Raw genomic sequence first — 15,298 nt, 5'->3', positions numbered from 1 at the left:
TCGGTCAGACCTTAACCCGGAGCACTGTCAAAGGGCCCGACGGCCCTGGTCGGTGTCAGTGCGGTCGCGTACGGTGAAGTACGCCTCGAAGCTTCGGGGTGGTCGTCGCGTCGCCCCGGAATGAACAGGGAACCGTTCTCCCGAATGAACAGTTCTCGATGAACAGCCGTCCCTCTTCATGAGTCGTCCTTCTTCCCAGAGCGTCCTTCCGCCCTCGTCCAAGAGCCTCCTTCTTCCATGAGTCGTCCCATGAGTCGTCCCTCCTCAATGAACAGGAGACCGAAGGTGCCGGTCCTTCCTGGAGCCGAGCCGTTCCGCCACGAGGGCGGAGAGGTCGGGGTCCTCCTCTGCCACGGGTTCACCGGTTCTCCGCAGTCGCTGCGCCCCTGGGCGGAGTATCTCGCCGAGCGCGGTCTGACCGTCGCGCTGCCGCTGCTGCCCGGGCACGGCACGCGCTGGGAGGACATGCAGCTCACCGGCTGGCAGGACTGGTACGCGGAGGTGGACCGCGAGCTGCGCGCCCTGCGCGAGCGCTGCTCCACGGTCTTCGTCTTCGGCCTCTCCATGGGCGGCGCCCTCACCCTGCGGCTCGCCGCCAGGCACGGCGACGAGATCAGCGGCATCGTGGTCGTCAACCCGGCGAACAAGGTGCACGGCCTGTCGGCGTACGCCCTTCCGGTACTGCGTCATCTCGTCCTTACGACGAAGGGCCTGACCAGCGACATCGCGAAGGAGGGCAGCTTCGAGGTGGGCTACGACAAGGTGCCCCTGCACGCGGCGCACTCGTTGCGGATCTTCTTCCGGCTGGTCGACGGCGAGCTCCCGCAGGTGACGCAGCCGATGCTGCTCCTGCACAGCCCGCAGGACCATGTGGTGCCGCCCGCCGACTCGGCCCGCATCCTCAGCCGGGTGTCGTCCACCGACGTCGCGGAGATACTCCTGGAACAGAGCTACCACGTCGCGACGTTGGACCACGACGCGGACCGGATCTTCGAGGAAAGCTTCGCCTTCGTCTCCCGGCTCGCACCCGGCGCCGGCAAGGAGACCGGCGCGGGCCAGGCGGGTCAGCAGGAAGGGACGGCCACTGGTGGCTGAGCACGACGCGGACCGCGAACCCGAGGAGAAGGACGCGCCGTCCGGCGAGGAACAGGGCCCGTCGTTCGACGAGGCCGCGGCGTGGGAGGCGATCGTCGCGGGGTACGGCGACGAACCGCCCGACCCGCCCGGCGCCAAGCCCTTCAAGTCGATCGAGGACTTGGCGCTCCTGGAGCCCGAGACGAACGACTCGGGCGACACCGACACGAAGAGCGCCAGAAACCCCAAGACCTCCAAGGACACGAAGGGCGCAACGGACACCACCGAGGCCACGGAGCCGGCGGCGGAGGACGAGCCCTCCGCCGAGAAGCCGCTCGGCAGCTCCGTCGCCTTCGCGCCCGGTGTCTCCGGCCCGCGCGACTACTCGATGCCCGAACCGGCCGAGGAGGACTTCGACGAGGACGACGAGGGCCACTTCGTGCCGCCCGAGCCGCCCCCGCTGCCCGCCGCGGACGCGACGGCCAAGTTCGCCTGGCTGGCCGTGATCGGCGGCCCGCTCCTGCTCCTCCTCGCCGTCCTGCTCGGCTGGAACATGACCTGGTGGCTCGCCACCATCGGCATCGGCGGTTTCCTCGGCGGCTTCGCCACGCTGGTGGGCCGCATGCGCGGCGACGACGAGGACGAGGACGACCCGGGGCGCGGCGCGGTGGTCTGACGCCGTATCGGCCCGTATCGGTACATGTACGGGGCCCGCCCGGAGACTCTCCGGGCGGGCCCTCGCCTATGGCCGGGGCGAGGCGGGCACCCTGAGGGCCGCCAGGACCGGCAGATGGTCCGTGGCGGCCCTCAGATCGGCCTCCGTCACGCCGGGGTGGCCGAGCGGTACCCCGCAGCCCAGGACCTCCACGCCCTCCGTGGCGAAGAGCGCGTCGATGCGCTGGTGGGGGTCGGCGGGCGTCGAGGTGTACTCCGCGCCCCAGGGGGCCACCGCCCAGCCGTCCTGGAGCTCCGTGGCGAGGCGTTTGAAGGTGCGGCCGTTCGGCCGTTCGTTGAGGTCGCCGCCCACGACGGCGTGCGGGGTGCCCAGGGCGGCGAGGCGGTCGAGGAGCATGCCGCCCTGTTCGTGACGCTCGTCCTTCTGGAGGGAGAGATGGCAGCTCAGTACGCCGAGACGGGCGCCGCCGAAGCGGACGACCGCGGTGGCCAAGCCGCGTCTGTGCAGTCCCGGGGTGAGCGGGAGCAGTACGTCCTCCGTGTGCTCGACCGTCGCCCGCAGGGAGCAGAGGAGGGCGGGGCCCGATGCCGTGCCACCACCGGAGAGGATCACCTGGCCGGACGCGGCGGCCAGGCGGGCCAGTTTCTTGCGCCACCGGAAGAAGCGGGGGGCTTCCTGGACCAGGACGAGGTCCGGTTCGCAGGCGGCGATCACCCGGGCGAGTGCGGCGGTGTCGTCTCGCATGGAACGGATGTTGTAGCTGAGGACCCGGATGACGGCCGAGCCGTCGGATTCCGTACGGGACGCCGGTAGCGGACTGGCGGAAGGGCTGGTCGGCATGCCGATCAAGATATAGGGCGGGGGCTGTCCGGTCGTTGCATTACCGCGGGCCCGGTGGGGGCTGGTCGCGCAGTTCCCGCGCCCCTTAAAAGCAGGTGGCTACCGCCCCTGAAGGCGAAGGGCAAGGGCTGCGCAGCCCTTGCCCTTCGCCTTCAGGGGCGCGGGGAACTGCGCGACCAGCCCCCACGCACCCGCAGACAACCCACAACCTCACAAACAGAACCGTCCGCCCCCGGAGGGAAACGGCGGGCGGTCGAAGCGCGACTACATGATCGGATCGGGCTCCCGAGCCAGATCGGCCGCACCCACCAGCCCCGCCTCGTTGCCCAGTCGGGCGGCGATGACGTCGGCGACCGGGCGCCAGTTGCCACCCACGAGCCAGCGCTTGTACGACTTGCGGATGGGGTCGAGGACCAGCTCGCCCTCGTCCGAGAGACCGCCGCCGACGATGAACGCGGAGGGGTCGAAGAGCGAGGCCAGATCGGCCAGACCGGCGCCGGCCCAGCGGGCCAGCTCACGATAGGAGTCGACGGCCACCGGGTCGCCCTGGCGCGCGGCCATCGAGATGTGCTTGCCCTCGATGCCGTCGGGGGAGCCGTCGCCGAGCGACAGCAGGATCTCCGCGTTCTCGGGGGTCGCGTTGGCGCGCTGCTTCGCGTATCTGACGAGGGCGCGCCCGGACGCGTACTGCTCCCAGCAGCCCTGGGAGCCGCAGCCGCACAGCAGGCCGTCGGGGACCATCCGGATGTGGCCGAACTCGGCGGCCACGCCGAAGTGCCCGCGGCGCAGCTTGTTGCCGATGATGATGCCGCCGCCGAGGCCGGTGCCCAGCGTGATGCAGATGACGTTGCGGTGGCCTTTGCCCGCGCCGAACTTGTACTCGCCCCACGCCGCCGCGTTCGCGTCGTTCTCGACGACGACCGGCAGGCCCACGCGGGCCTCCACCTCGTCCTTCAGGGGCTCCTGCCGCCAGTCGATGTTCGGCGCGAAGTAGACCGTCGAGCGCTGGCGGTTGACGTATCCGGCGGCACCGATGCCCACGCCGACGATCTCGTGCCCCGCCCGGGCGCCCTCTACGGCCGCGGCGATCGCGTCCACGATGGCCTGCGGCGTCGTCGGAGTCGGCACCTTGAAGGTCGAGAGGATGTTGCCTTCCTCATCGACCACGCCGGCCGCGATCTTCGTGCCGCCGATATCGACGCCGATGGTGAGTCCCATGAATCCCTCAGTTTCGGTCGAGCCCCGCTACGGCCAACCGTACCCGAGCAGCTTCAGTCGAGGTCGATGTGTTCACCGGGACCGGTGCCCTCGTCACGGGGGCCCTGGGCGGTGTCACGGGTGGTCCAGCGCCGCTCCTGCGCCTCGACCGCGGAGCGGTAGGCGGCGAGCAGTTCGGAGCCGGCGGTGGCCAGGTGGTCGAAGACGTCGGGGTTGCGCTCGATGACGGGCTCGACGGCGGCCTTGGCCTGCTGCACGACCTGGTTGACCATCTGCTGGGCGGCGCCGCCCGCGACCGCGCCGAGCAGCGGCGACTGCAGCCCGGAGAGCTTGTCGGCGACGGCGTCGACGAGCTTGCGCAGTTCCTCGGCGGCCGAGCCGGGCGGCTGGCCGTACTGGGTGCGGCGGCGGGCCTTCTCCGCCGCGAGGTCCTCGGCGCACGCCTTCGCCCAGGCATCGGCGTCGGTCGCGCGCACCTCGTCGAGCGCGTCCTTGGCGGCGTCGGCGTCGGACGTGGGGCGCTCATCGCTCATGGCGGACTCCAAGCGTGGGATCTGTATCTCTCGACGTTACCCGAACGGGGGTACGCCGTTCATCGTGCGCGCGGCCACAGAACGGGACTCGGTCACCTTCCCCGGGGCCACAGGTCCGGGTCCGGTGCGAAGCGGACGGCCAGTTCGCCGTCGCGCAGGGAGGCACCGTCGACCGTGCAGCGGCGCAGGGCGGACGGGAGCGGAACGATCCGGCGGAACTGCCCGGCGGTGACGACGAGTTCGTCGCCACGGCGTACGAGGTCGAGCTCCTCCCGTATCGCGCCGGGGAGCGGGATGTGCCAGACGAGCACGCCGTCGTCGGCGAGCCGGTCGGCGACGGGCCACTCGACCGGTCCCGGGGCGTCGCCGGGCGCGGGCACGGGCAGCGCGGCGAGGTCCTCGGTGCCGCGCGGGTCCCGGCCGAGGTGGGGGAGCTCGTGTACGTCGAACGTCCGCCCCCACTCGTCACGCCACTCGTCGAGCGCCTTGCGCTGCTGTACGGCGAGGGCGGCGAGCCAGGTGTCGGGGGACGCGTCGGGCAGCACGCGGTTCGCGACCAGGGCGTCGGTGCGCAGGCCGCGCAGGGCGAGGCCGGTGGCGGCGGTGCGTACGGCGTCGGTGCCTGCCGGGCCGGGCTCCGCGACCAGCCGTACGGTCGTGGCCGCGTCCTCGACGGCCAGCTGGACGGCGGCCAGCTCGACGTCCCACCGGGCCGCCGTCTCGTACAGCCACTCCGAGGGCATCGGGACGCCGGCGAGACGGCCGAGTACGGGGCGCAGCGCGCGGGCGGCCTGGCGCTCCGCGGGGAGCAGGCGGCGGAGGTAGCGGCGCAGCTGTTCGGGCAGGGCGAGGAGGGCGAGTGCCTGGGGGGTGGGCGGCAGGTCGACGACGAGGAGGTCGTACGTGTCCGCCGTGGCCGCGTCGCGCAGGGCGCGGAGCAGGGCGAGTTCCTCGGCGCCGGGGAGGGGGGTGAGTTCCTCGCCGTCCAGACGGGCTGCGCCCAGCAGGTCGAGGGCGGTGGCGGCGCGGTCCTGGAACGCGAGGAGGTCCGTGCGGAAGGCCTCGGTGGCGTCCGGTCGCCAGGTGGTGAGGTGGGGGGCGACCTCGGTGGGGGTGGCGCCGGTGGGGGTGCCGAGGATGGCGCCGAGGGTGTCGGTGCGGTCGGCTGTGAGCACCAGGGTGCGGGTGCCCTGGCGGGCGGCCTCCAGGGCGGTGGCCGCGGCGACGGTGGTGCGGCCGGAGCCGCCGGGGCCGGTGATCAGGATGGTGCGCATGTAGGTCAACGGTACCTGTGCCTGGCCGGCGGGCTGAGCAGAGAGGGTTTCGCCCCCGCCGCCCCTACCCGTTCCCGTCCCTGGGGGCTGCCGCCCCCAGACCCCCGCATCGCGCTGACGCGCTCGTCCTCAAACGCCGGACGGGCTGAGTGTGGGAGATCGGCCTGAACGGCCTCGTCCTCAAACGCCGGACGGGCTGAAAATCAGCCCCTGCCCACCCGCACCGCCTACTTCTCTCCCGATTCCACCCGCTTCTTCAGGCCCGCCAGCGCGCGGTCGATGATGACCTTTTCCGCCTTGCGCTTGATCATGCCGAGCATGGGGATCTTGACGTCGACGGTGAGCTGGTAGGTGACCTGGGTGGCGCCGGTGCCCGCGGGCTTGAGGATGTAGGAGCCGTCGAGGGAGCGGAGCATCTGGGACTTGACCAGGGTCCAGGAGACCTCGTGGTCGCCGGTCCAGGTGTAGCCGAGGGTCTGGTCGTCCTTGATCGCGCCGGCGTCCATGACGAGGCGTACCTGCTCGGCGCGGCCCTTCTCGTCGGTGGCGAGCACCTCCGCCTCCTTCACCTCGCCGGTCCAGTCCGGATAGCGGGCGAAGTCGGCGATCACCGCCATGACATCGGCCGGTGCCGCCTCGATCGTGATGCTCGAGCTGGTGTGTTCCGCCATCGCTGTGGCTCCTCCAGATGCGGTCCGGACAAAGGGGTGTTCTTCGGGGTACGAACGCTTCCTGCCTGTGTATGCAGCGTGAAGGCTACCGCGCGGCGGGCGGCCGGCCGCCCCCGGCCCTGCGACCGCCGGTGGCCCTCACCACTCCAGCACCCACGGCTTCCCCGTTCCGGCGAAGTGACCCACGTTGACGCACTCCGTGGCACCGACGCGCATCCGCCGGGCGAGTGGCTGGTGGACGTGGCCGAAGAGCGAATAGCGCGGCCTGGTGCGCCGGATCGCGTCGAGCAGTGCCCGGCTCCCCCGCTCGAAGCGCCGCGCCACCGTGTCGTAGACGAGCTCGGGCACCTCCGGCGGAATGTGCGTACACAGCACGTCGACCTCCCCGACGGCCTCGATCTTCGCCGCGTACTCCTCGTCGCTGATCTCGTACGGCGTCCGCATGGGCGTACGCAGGCCCCCGCCGACGAAGCCGAAGACGCGGCCGCCGATCTCGACCCGCTCGCCGTCGAGCACGGTGGTGCCGGGCCCGGCGTACTCCGACCACAGGGGCGGCACGTCGACGTTGCCGTAGGTGGCGTACGTCGGGGTGGGGAAGGCCGCGAACAGTTCGGCGTACTGCTTGCGTACGGCCTTCTCGATGGCGGGTCCGCGGTCGACGCCCGCCCACAGCCGCGCGCCGAAGGCCCGGGCCTCCTCGTAGTGGCGGGCGGTGCGGAGCTCGACGATGCGGTCCGTGTTCTCGGTGCCGAACAGGTCCGGGAAGATGCCGCGGGAGTGGTCGGCGTAATCGATGAAGAGCACGAGGTCGCCGAGACAGATCAGGGCGTCCGCGCCGTCACCGGCCCTGGCCAGGTCACGGACGTTGCCGTGCACGTCGCTCACCACGTGGACGCGTGTCTTTCGGGCCTCGCCGCCCGGGCCGCCGATGTCGTCGGCGTCGCCGCCTTGTGTGCCTGCCATGGCGATCAAGGGTAAGCCTGTGGAGCAAACGTGTGTAGATGCGGGCGGACCTGCGGTTACCTCCCGGTCAGTAACGTGGTGGACTACCCTGCGCGAAGAAACACTCAAGAGGAACACCAACGCGTGTGACGCGGGGAACATCTCACCCGACCCCCCTGTCCTAGAGGCAGTACCGGCGGGTAACGTCCGGGCAGTCCAGTCGTGCTCAGGGTTTCAACCACCTTGGGTCCCAGAGCACACGCCCGAGTCTTGGACCGCTCCGTCGCATCACACGAAGTCGTGGCGTCGGCGCCCTATGAGGAGCAGCAGTCTTGCGCGAGTTCAGCCTTCCGGCTTTGTACGAGGTCCCTGCGGACGGCAATCTGACCGACATCGTCCGCAGAAACGCCGCGCAGCATCCGGACGTGGCGGTCATCGCCCGTAAGGTCGGCGGCACTTGGACGGATGTCTCGGCCACGACCTTCCTCGCCGAGGTACAGGCCGCCGCCAAGGGCCTGATCGCCTCGGGCGTGGCGCCGGGCGACCGGGTCGGCCTGATGTCCCGTACGCGCTACGAGTGGACGCTCCTCGACTTCGCGATCTGGAGCGCGGGCGCGGTCACCGTGCCGGTGTACGAGACCAGTTCGGCGGAGCAGGTGCAGTGGATCCTCGGCGACTCGGGCGCAACCGCCGTCGTCGTGGAGCTGGACGCGCACGCGGCCGCCGTGGAGTCGGTCCGCGACGGGCTGCCCCATCTCAAGCACGTCTGGCAGATCGAGGGCGGCGGCGTCGAGGAACTCGGCCGGGCCGGCAAGGACGTCACGGACGCCGCGGTGGAGGAGCGCAGCTCGCTCGCCAAGGCCGACGACCCGGCGACCATCGTCTACACGAGCGGCACGACCGGGCGCCCCAAGGGCTGTGTGCTGACCCACCGCAGCTTCTTCGCCGAGTGCGGCAACATCGTGGAGCGGCTGCGCCCCCTGTTCCGTACGGGTGAGTGTTCGGTGCTGCTCTTCCTGCCGCTCGCGCACGTCTTCGGGCGGCTCGTGCAGGTCGCGCCGATGATGGCGCCGATCAAGCTGGGCACCGTCCCGGACATCAAGAACCTCACCGACGAACTGGCCTCGTTCCGGCCGACGTTGATCCTCGGTGTGCCGCGCGTCTTCGAAAAGGTCTACAACTCGGCGCGGGCCAAGGCCCAGGCGGACGGCAAGGGCAAGATCTTCGACAAGGCGGCGGACACGGCGATCGCGTACAGCCGCGCGCTGGACACCCCGTCGGGCCCGTCGATCGGCCTGCGGATCAAACACAAGACGTTCGACGCACTCGTCTACAGCAAGCTGCGCGCGGTGCTCGGCGGCAAGGGCGAGTACGCGATCTCGGGCGGCGCCCCGCTGGGTGAGCGTCTGGGCCACTTCTTCCGCGGTATCGGCTTCACGGTCCTGGAGGGCTACGGCCTCACCGAGTCCTGTGCGGCCACCGCCTTCAACCCGTGGGACCGGCAGAAGATCGGCACGGTCGGTCAGCCGCTGCCGGGTTCCGTGATCCGCATCGCGGACGACGGCGAGGTGCTGCTGCACGGCGAGCACCTGTTCAAGGGGTACTGGAACAACGAGGCCGCGACCGCCGAGGCGCTCGCCGACGGCTGGTTCCACACCGGTGACATCGGCACGCTCGACGAGGACGGCTATCTGCGGATCACCGGCCGCAAGAAGGAGATCATCGTCACCGCGGGCGGCAAGAACGTCGCCCCGGCCGTGATCGAGGACCGCATCCGCGCGCACGCGCTGGTCGCCGAATGCATGGTCGTCGGCGACGGGCGGCCGTTCGTGGGCGCGCTGATCACCATCGACGACGAGTTCCTGGGCCGCTGGGCCGAGGAGCACGGCAAGCCGGCGGGTTCCACCGCGGCGTCGCTCGGACAGGATCCGGATCTGCTCGCGGCGATCCAGAGCGCGGTCGACGACGGCAACGCCGCGGTGTCGAAGGCTGAGTCGGTGCGGAAGTTCCGCATTCTCGCCTCCCAGTTCACCGAGGACTCCGGCCACCTCACGCCGTCCCTGAAGCTCAAGCGCAATGTGGTGGCGAAGGACTACGCGGACGAGATCGAGGCCATCTATCGAGGCTGAGCCTCGCTGGAACATTCTTGTGGCGCGGGCCCGGTGATCGTGATGGCTGCGGCCCGGCGGGGCTGATCGCGCAGTTCCCCGCGCCCCTAAAAAGACGGCAGGTGCAGCCCAAGCCCCTTTGGGGGCGCGGGGAACTGCGCGACGAGCCACAACGCACCCGCACCCACCCGACAACCATCCCCGCCGAGCTCCAAGAAGCAGCCGTACCGAACCCCTACAACAACTCCTTCAGCCTCTCCGCCAGCAGATCCCAGCGCCACTTCTCCTCGACCCACTCCCGCCCCCGCTCTCCCATCCGGCACCGCAGCTCCGGATCGCCCAGCAAGGCGACGATGCGATCGGCCGCGTCCTCCGGGGAGCCACCTCGGACGACCCAGCCGGTCTCGCCGTCGAGGACGGCATCAGGCGCGCCGCCGGAGTCGCCGGCGACCACGGGGAGCCCGGTCGCGGAGGCCTCCAGGTAGACGATGCCGAGGCCCTCGACGTCGAGGCCCCCGCGGCGGGTGCGGCACGGCATGGCGAAGACGTCGCCGGCGCCGTAGTGGGCGGGGAGTTCGGACCAGGGGACGGCCCCGGTGAAGCGGACGGAGTCGGCGACACCGGTCTCGTGCGCGAGCCTGCGCAAGTCCTTCTCGTACGGCCCGCCGCCCACGATCAGCAGCACCGCCTCGGGCTCTCTCGCCAGGATGCGCGGCATCGCGAGGATGAGCGTGTCCTGACCCTTGCGCGGGACCAGCCGGGAGACGCAGACCACGACCGGGCGGTCGGTCAGGCCGAGCCTGGCCCGGACGACGTCACCGCCCGAACCGGGGTGGAAGGTCTTCTCGTCGACGCCCGGCGGCAGTTGGGCCATCCGTGCGGCCGCCTCGGGGGTGAGCGCGGCGGCGATCCGCGAGCGCGTGTACTCGCCGAGATACGTGATCGTGTCCGTCGACTCGCCGATCCTGCGCAGCAGCCCGCGCGAGCCGGGCAGTTGCGCCCACCCCGCCTCATGACCGTGCGTCGTGGCCACGAGGCGCTCGGCGCCGGCCTTTCTCAGCGCGGGCGCCAGCAGCCCGAGCGGCGCCGCGGCACCGAACCACACCGACGTACAGCCGTGCCGGCGGAGCAGCCCCACGGCCCGCTGGGAGACCCTCGGAGTGGGCAGCAGCATGGTTGTTCGGTCGCGTACGATGACGAAGGGCTGTTCGGCGTCGAAGGCGGCCGTCGCCTCGGCTCCCTCCCGGCCCCGCTTCCACGTGGAGGCGTAGACGACGAGCCGCTCGGGGTCCAGGCGCAACGCCATGTTGTGCAGGAAGGCCTGGATGCCGCCCGGCCTCGGCGGGAAGTCGTTGGTCACGATCAGGGTCTTGTGCATCGCCGTCGACAGTACCGAAAGCACGGACGTACCGAACCCGCACCCAGCAGCTCCGCACGGCCGCGCTTCATGGCTCTCGCACAGGCGCGCGGGAAATCATGGCCGCACACAGGATCCGTACGGAAGAGGACAGGTGGGCATGACGGGAGCAAGGGGGGCGAGGTTCCCGTATCCGCTGGTGGGGGCCTGGGGCCTGACCAGGCTGATGCTGCTGCTCTTCGTCTTCAAGGTGTGGATCTTCCCCGGCCCCGATGTCACCAGCGACGTCTCGGTGATCTACCAGGGCTGGTACGAGGTCCTGCGCACCGGCACCTTCCCGCTGGACGACGTGACCTGGCAGTACCCGCCGGCCGCGGCCCTCGCGATCCTCTCTCCCGCGCTGCTGCCCTTCCTGGAGTACACCTCGGCGTTCTTCGTCCTCGCCTTCCTCGCCGACCTGGTCGCCTTCGCCCTGCTCCTGTACGCGGGCCGGCGCCCGGGCAAGTCGCTGCGCGGCGCCTGGGTGTGGGTGGTGGGCGTGCCGCTGCTCGGACCGACGGTGTACTCGCGGTACGACGTGATGGTGACGGCCGTCGTCGTGGCCGCGATCCTCGCGGGCGCCCGGCATCCGCGCGTGATGGGTGTGCTCGTCGCGTTCGGCGCGATGCTGAAGGTGTGGCCGGCGCTGCTGCTCGTGGGCACGGCGAAGCGGAAGGCATGGGGCTCGGCGGCGGCGACGGCCGCGGGGCTGGCACTGCTCTTCGCGGTGTCGATGCCCGGCGCGTTCGCGTTCATGACCTTCCAGCGCGACCGCGGGACCGAGGTCGAGTCCCTCGGCTCCCTGGTCTTCCACATCGCCCGGCACCACGGCTGGGAGGGCCAGGTCCTGCTCAACTACGGCTCGGTGGAGTTCCTCGGCCCTCATGTGGCCCTGGTGAGCACGGCGGCCCTGCTGCTGACGGCACTCGCGTTCGGCTGGCTGCTGATGTGGCGGCTGCTGGCGACACGCTTCCTGGCGCACACGGTCGCGGACGCCGCCTTCGTGGCGGTGCTCCTGTTCACGACGACCAGCCGGGTGATCAGCCCGCAGTACATGGTGTGGCTGGTCGGTCTGGCCGCCGTGTGCATGGTCTTCCGCGGCAGCCGGATGGGGCTGCCGGCCGGGATGGTCCTGACGGCGTGCTTCTTCACGGTCCTGGAGTTCCCCGTCTATTTCGCGAACGTCGTCGGCAGTGACGGCCTCGGCATCACGCTGCTGGTGATCCGCAACGGCCTGCTGGTCGCCGCGTCCGTCACCGCCGGCACCCTCCTCTGGCGCGACACGGTGTCGTACGCGACCCGGACCGAGCTGCCCGCTCAGACGGCCCGCACCCAGGAGCCGCTGAACTCCTGACGGCGCAGGCACGGCAGGAGCACCGCGCACTGCACGGCCATGGCGAGCGCCATCGCGAGACAGATCCCGGGCAGCCCGAACCCCGACAGGGCGTACGCGAGCGCCAGTTGGACAGCCGTGCCGAGCATCGTCACCCTCAGCAGCACGGGCGCGCCCCCGCTGCCCTCGAACACCCCGCCCAGCGCGATGCAGCAGGCCATCAGCAGCAGGTACGGCCCAACGCAGCGCAGGAACAACGCCCCTTGGCGCGCCACCTCGGGCCCGGCACCGAAGGCCTCCATGATCCAGGGCGCGAGGGCGAGCAGCAGAAGCGCGGCCGCCAGACCCAGCGCCCCGGACACCAGCACGGCCTGCCGCCCGATGGCCCACCGCTCTTCCCGACCCTCCCCCCGCGTGTGCGCGGTGTGGATGGCGGCGGCCTGCCGCACGGCGTAGAAGGCCATCGTGGCGACGTACATGACCTTGTACGCGATCGCGTACGCGGCCACGGCGCTCACGCCGAGCCGGGCCACCACCGCGACGAGGACGAGTGCGCCGGTCTGGCGCACGGTGAAGTCGGCGGACATGGGCAGGCCGGTCCTGAGCGTCCGGCGCAGCGCGGGCCCGGTGGCCTCGGCGGGGCGGGCGGACGCGGCCGCCCGGAGCACGCCGTTCCGGCGCAGCGCGCGCAGACCCACCGCGAGGGCCGCACCGCGGCACAGGACCGTGGAGGCGGCGGCGCCGCGGACGCCGTACGAGTGGATGAGCAGCGGGTCGAGGACCAGGATCAGCCCGTTGGCGAGCAGGGCGAGCCGCATCGGGGTCCTGGTGTCGCCCGTGCCCTTGAGGATGCCGTCGACGAGGTTCTGCGCGAAGAAGACGGCGATGCCCGGCAGGGAGATCGCGAAGTAGCCGACGGCGAGGGCGAGCGCGGCCCCGTCGTCGCCACCGCCACCGAGCACGAGCCGCGCGAGCGGTTCCCGCAGGAGCCAGCCGGCGACGGCAACCACGGGTGTGACCAGGGCGAACAGGGCCCAGCCGCCTCGCACGGCGGCTCGTAGCGCGCCCGGGTCCCGGGCACCCCTGGCGTGCGCGACCAGGACCGTCGTACCGGAGGCGAAGACCAGGGCGACGCCGAGCAGCACGTTCTCGGCGTTGGTGGCGACGGCGACGGCCGCGACCGCATCGGGGCCGAGCCGGGAGACCCAGACGGTGTTGATGATTCCGGCGGTGACGCTCGCCAGCAGCGAGAAGTACACGGGATGCGCGAGCGATATCAGCTGCCTGCGATGGTCGTTCACCGAACCCCCCGATCAGAACCCTGTCGATCTGGATCCCCTCGATCCGAGCTACCTCGTTTAGAGGTAGCTCGATAAGAGGTAGCATGCCGGTACGAGGCGCGCAAGCACACACGAGCGAAGGAGCAGCCGCCGGTGCTGGAGCTGTCGATCCTGGGCTTTCTCTCCGAAGAGCCACTGCACGGATACGAGTTGAAGGAGCGCATCAAGGCGCTCAGCGGCCATGTCCGGCCGGTCAGCGACGGCGCGCTCTACCCCGCGATCACCCGCCTGGTCACGGCGGGCCTGCTGGACCAGCACACCGAGCCGGGGTCGAGCGCGGCCCCGCGCCGCATCCTGTCCCTCACCGAGCAGGGCCGCGAGACCCTCCTGGAACGCCTGCGCCACCCCAAGGACGTCGAGATCACCGACCAGGTCCGCTTCAACACGCTGCTCGCGTTCCTACGGCACCTCCCCGACCGCCACGAGCAGGCGGCGGTACTCCGAAGGCGCCTGGACTTCCTCGACACTCCGACGAGCTTCTTCTACCGGGACGACCGGCCGGTACGGGCGGAGGAGACGGCCGACCTCTTCCGCCAGGGCATGCTCCGGGTGGCCCGGGCAACGGGCGAGGCGGAACGGGCATGGCTCACAGAGGCGATCACCCAACTGGAGAAATGATCGGCAGGCGGGGCGCGACGAGGGCCCTCAGCCGAGCCGATCCCGCACATACGCCCGCCACAACCCCGTGAACTCCTCCAGCGACGTACCCAGAACCTCCTTCATCCCCGCCTCCACCGCCCCCGCCCTCTTCTCGTGCTCCCCCACGGCCCGGTAGAACTCCCCCAGCCGCACCTCGCCCCACCGCTCGGCGATCAGCCGGCAGGCCAGCCACCCACCCTCGTAGGCGCGCGCCAGCGAACCCGCGTCGCCGCCGAAGCCGAAGTCCCCGTCGCCCGGCAGCGCGGCGGGCACCCGCCCCTCGACCACCGCCCGCGCCAGCTCCGGCGCGGCCTGTGGCGCCGTGCGCCCGGTGCCGCGGTAGCCGACCCAGTCCGCGTACCCCTCGGAGAGCCACAGCGGGGTGGCCGCCGAGGTCGCCGCGCGGGTCGCGACATGGGTCGTCTCGTGCGTGAGGACGACCTGCCGCCCGAAGGCGCCGAGCACCCCGTACGCGTCGGGGTTGACGATGATCCGGTCGGCGGGCGCCTTCGCGGACCCGCCCGCCTCGCCCGTGGTGACCGCGGCGATCCCCCGGTACCCGGACGCGGGCGCCCCGAGCAGCCCCGCCATCCCGTCCAGCGACTTCGGTACGAGGACGACGACCCGCCGCGACCAGTCCTCGCCCCACGCCTCCCGCACCGCGGGCACCGCCCGGTCGGCCAGTTCCGCGTAGTGGCGCAGCGCGTCGCGCGGGCGCCCGACGCCCAGGACGAGGCTGTGCTCGCCGCGTACGGCCTGGACGGCCCCCTGCTCCCACAGCTGCTCGCTGGAGTCCTTGGCGGGCCGGTCGTCGGTCACGTACCAGCGCCCGTCGGCCCGTGCGAGGCTCAGGGTGCGGGCGGTGACGATGGGGGCCTTGTCGTAGCCCGCTATGCGGTAGCGGAGTTCCGCGTCGGCCGTGGCGCGGTCGCCGGAGCGGTGGAGGCCGGTCACGCGGTAGGCCCAGTCGGCCAGCGGGACCGCCCGCAGGTTCCTGAACTCGGTGCGTGCGGCGGCCCGTTCTCCGGCGGCGAGGGCGGCCGGTGCCTGCGTCGCCACGAACTCCCGCTCGCTGCCGTCACGTACCGCCGCCGCCCGTGTGTCGAGCACGCCCTGGACGTCGCCGGACGCGCTGTCGGTCCCGGAGCCGCCGCCGCAGCCGGCCGACGCGGTCAGAGCGGCCAGCAGCAGCCCCACGACCCACCTCGGCGCACGCCCACGACCAGCCACGGCCCTGATCGTACGGCGCCCGGC

General features: G+C 71.5%; 14 protein-coding genes. 5 read left to right on the top strand and 9 right to left on the bottom strand.

From position 1 onward, the window contains the following. Window positions 1-285 precede the first annotated feature (285 nt). Together ACZ5VQ_RS13750 and ACZ5VQ_RS13745 are read left to right on the top strand one after the other, a co-directional pair. Window positions 286-1,095 (top strand): alpha/beta hydrolase, encoded by an 810-nt coding sequence (locus ACZ5VQ_RS13750; protein WP_362087622.1) that lies wholly within the window; start codon window positions 286-288, stop codon window positions 1,093-1,095. Further along, window positions 1,088-1,750, top strand: a complete 663-nt coding sequence (locus ACZ5VQ_RS13745; protein ID WP_469105056.1) for a hypothetical protein — start codon at window positions 1,088-1,090, stop codon at window positions 1,748-1,750. Before ACZ5VQ_RS13750 ends, ACZ5VQ_RS13745 begins: the two co-directional genes overlap by 8 nt. Window positions 1,751-1,816: 66 nt before the next feature. Here the strand turns inward: ACZ5VQ_RS13745 and ACZ5VQ_RS13740 are convergent, their stop codons facing one another. The 6 genes from ACZ5VQ_RS13740 to ACZ5VQ_RS13715 form a co-directional block, all read right to left on the bottom strand. Then, a complete protein-coding gene (locus ACZ5VQ_RS13740) occupies window positions 1,817-2,590 on the bottom strand; it encodes an endonuclease/exonuclease/phosphatase family protein (RefSeq protein ID WP_469105055.1) in 774 nt (257 codons plus the stop codon). 264 nt (window positions 2,591-2,854) lie between these two features. Beyond that, window positions 2,855-3,808 carry an ROK family glucokinase gene (locus ACZ5VQ_RS13735; RefSeq protein WP_143637921.1) on the bottom strand — a complete coding sequence of 318 codons (954 nt, stop codon included), beginning with the start codon at window positions 3,806-3,808 and terminating at the stop codon, window positions 2,855-2,857. Window positions 3,809-3,861: 53 nt separating this feature from the next. Further along, window positions 3,862-4,341: a DUF5304 domain-containing protein gene (locus ACZ5VQ_RS13730; RefSeq protein WP_200398791.1), complete on the bottom strand. Its 480-nt coding sequence runs from the start codon at window positions 4,339-4,341 to the stop codon at window positions 3,862-3,864. Window positions 4,342-4,433: 92 nt separating this feature from the next. Then, window positions 4,434-5,615 (bottom strand): ArsA family ATPase, encoded by a 1,182-nt coding sequence (locus ACZ5VQ_RS13725; protein ID WP_469105054.1) that lies wholly within the window; start codon window positions 5,613-5,615, stop codon window positions 4,434-4,436. 227 nt (window positions 5,616-5,842) lie between these two features. Further along, window positions 5,843-6,286: an SRPBCC family protein gene (locus tag ACZ5VQ_RS13720; protein ID WP_055618724.1), complete on the bottom strand. Its 444-nt coding sequence runs from the start codon at window positions 6,284-6,286 to the stop codon at window positions 5,843-5,845. 138 nt (window positions 6,287-6,424) lie between these two features. Further along, complete coding sequence (locus ACZ5VQ_RS13715) at window positions 6,425-7,249, bottom strand: metallophosphoesterase family protein (RefSeq protein WP_362086717.1); 825 nt, start codon at window positions 7,247-7,249, stop codon at window positions 6,425-6,427. A gap of 311 nt (window positions 7,250-7,560) precedes the next feature. On the opposite strand from ACZ5VQ_RS13715, the gene ACZ5VQ_RS13710 reads away from it, so the two are divergent. Next, a complete protein-coding gene (locus tag ACZ5VQ_RS13710) occupies window positions 7,561-9,357 on the top strand; it encodes an AMP-dependent synthetase/ligase (protein ID WP_469105053.1) in 1,797 nt (598 codons plus the stop codon). Between the two features lie 214 nt (window positions 9,358-9,571). Here ACZ5VQ_RS13710 and ACZ5VQ_RS13705 read toward each other — a convergent pair whose 3' ends face one another. Beyond that, a complete protein-coding gene (locus tag ACZ5VQ_RS13705; protein ID WP_469105052.1) occupies window positions 9,572-10,714 on the bottom strand; it encodes a glycosyltransferase family 4 protein in 1,143 nt (380 codons plus the stop codon). 139 nt (window positions 10,715-10,853) lie between these two features. Here ACZ5VQ_RS13705 and ACZ5VQ_RS13700 point away from each other — a divergent pair, with 139 nt between their 5' ends. Beyond that, the gene (locus tag ACZ5VQ_RS13700; RefSeq protein WP_469105051.1) at window positions 10,854-12,086 is read left to right on the top strand and encodes a glycosyltransferase 87 family protein; all 1,233 of its coding nucleotides are present in this window, start codon (window positions 10,854-10,856) and stop codon (window positions 12,084-12,086) included. Here the strand turns inward: ACZ5VQ_RS13700 and ACZ5VQ_RS13695 are convergent. Continuing rightward, window positions 12,050-13,366: an MATE family efflux transporter gene (locus tag ACZ5VQ_RS13695; RefSeq protein ID WP_469105050.1), complete on the bottom strand. Its 1,317-nt coding sequence runs from the start codon at window positions 13,364-13,366 to the stop codon at window positions 12,050-12,052. The two genes, ACZ5VQ_RS13700 and ACZ5VQ_RS13695, sit on opposite strands and share 37 nt — an antisense overlap. Before the next feature lie 132 nt (window positions 13,367-13,498). On the opposite strand from ACZ5VQ_RS13695, the gene ACZ5VQ_RS13690 reads away from it, so the two are divergent. Continuing rightward, entirely contained in the window at window positions 13,499-14,023 is a 525-nt protein-coding gene (locus tag ACZ5VQ_RS13690) for a PadR family transcriptional regulator (protein WP_469105049.1), read from the top strand. A gap of 27 nt (window positions 14,024-14,050) precedes the next feature. On the opposite strand, the gene ACZ5VQ_RS13685 is transcribed toward ACZ5VQ_RS13690, so the two are convergent. Continuing rightward, complete coding sequence (locus ACZ5VQ_RS13685; RefSeq protein ID WP_469105048.1) at window positions 14,051-15,274, bottom strand: hypothetical protein; 1,224 nt, start codon at window positions 15,272-15,274, stop codon at window positions 14,051-14,053. Window positions 15,275-15,298 lie beyond the last annotated feature (24 nt).

The sequence above is a fragment of the Streptomyces sp. NPDC033178 genome, assembly GCF_055577685.1.
This window is presented reverse-complemented; position numbering and strand designations above follow the sequence as displayed.

What these genes read in the sequence shown, in the direction of transcription:
- ACZ5VQ_RS13740 (WP_469105055.1), bottom strand. Translation starts at nt 2,590, where the DNA reads ATGCCGACCAGCCCTTCCGCCAGTCCGCTACCGGCGTCCCGTACGGAA.
- ACZ5VQ_RS13735 (WP_143637921.1), bottom strand. Translation starts at nt 3,808, where the DNA reads ATGGGACTCACCATCGGCGTCGATATCGGCGGCACGAAGATCGCGGCC.
- ACZ5VQ_RS13730 (WP_200398791.1), bottom strand. Translation starts at nt 4,341, where the DNA reads ATGAGCGATGAGCGCCCCACGTCCGACGCCGACGCCGCCAAGGACGCG.
- ACZ5VQ_RS13725 (WP_469105054.1), bottom strand. Translation starts at nt 5,615, where the DNA reads ATGCGCACCATCCTGATCACCGGCCCCGGCGGCTCCGGCCGCACCACC.
- ACZ5VQ_RS13720 (WP_055618724.1), bottom strand. Translation starts at nt 6,286, where the DNA reads ATGGCGGAACACACCAGCTCGAGCATCACGATCGAGGCGGCACCGGCC.
- ACZ5VQ_RS13715 (WP_362086717.1), bottom strand. Translation starts at nt 7,249, where the DNA reads ATGGCAGGCACACAAGGCGGCGACGCCGACGACATCGGCGGCCCGGGC.
- ACZ5VQ_RS13705 (WP_469105052.1), bottom strand. Translation starts at nt 10,714, where the DNA reads ATGCACAAGACCCTGATCGTGACCAACGACTTCCCGCCGAGGCCGGGC.
- ACZ5VQ_RS13700 (WP_469105051.1), top strand. Translation starts at nt 10,854, where the DNA reads ATGACGGGAGCAAGGGGGGCGAGGTTCCCGTATCCGCTGGTGGGGGCC.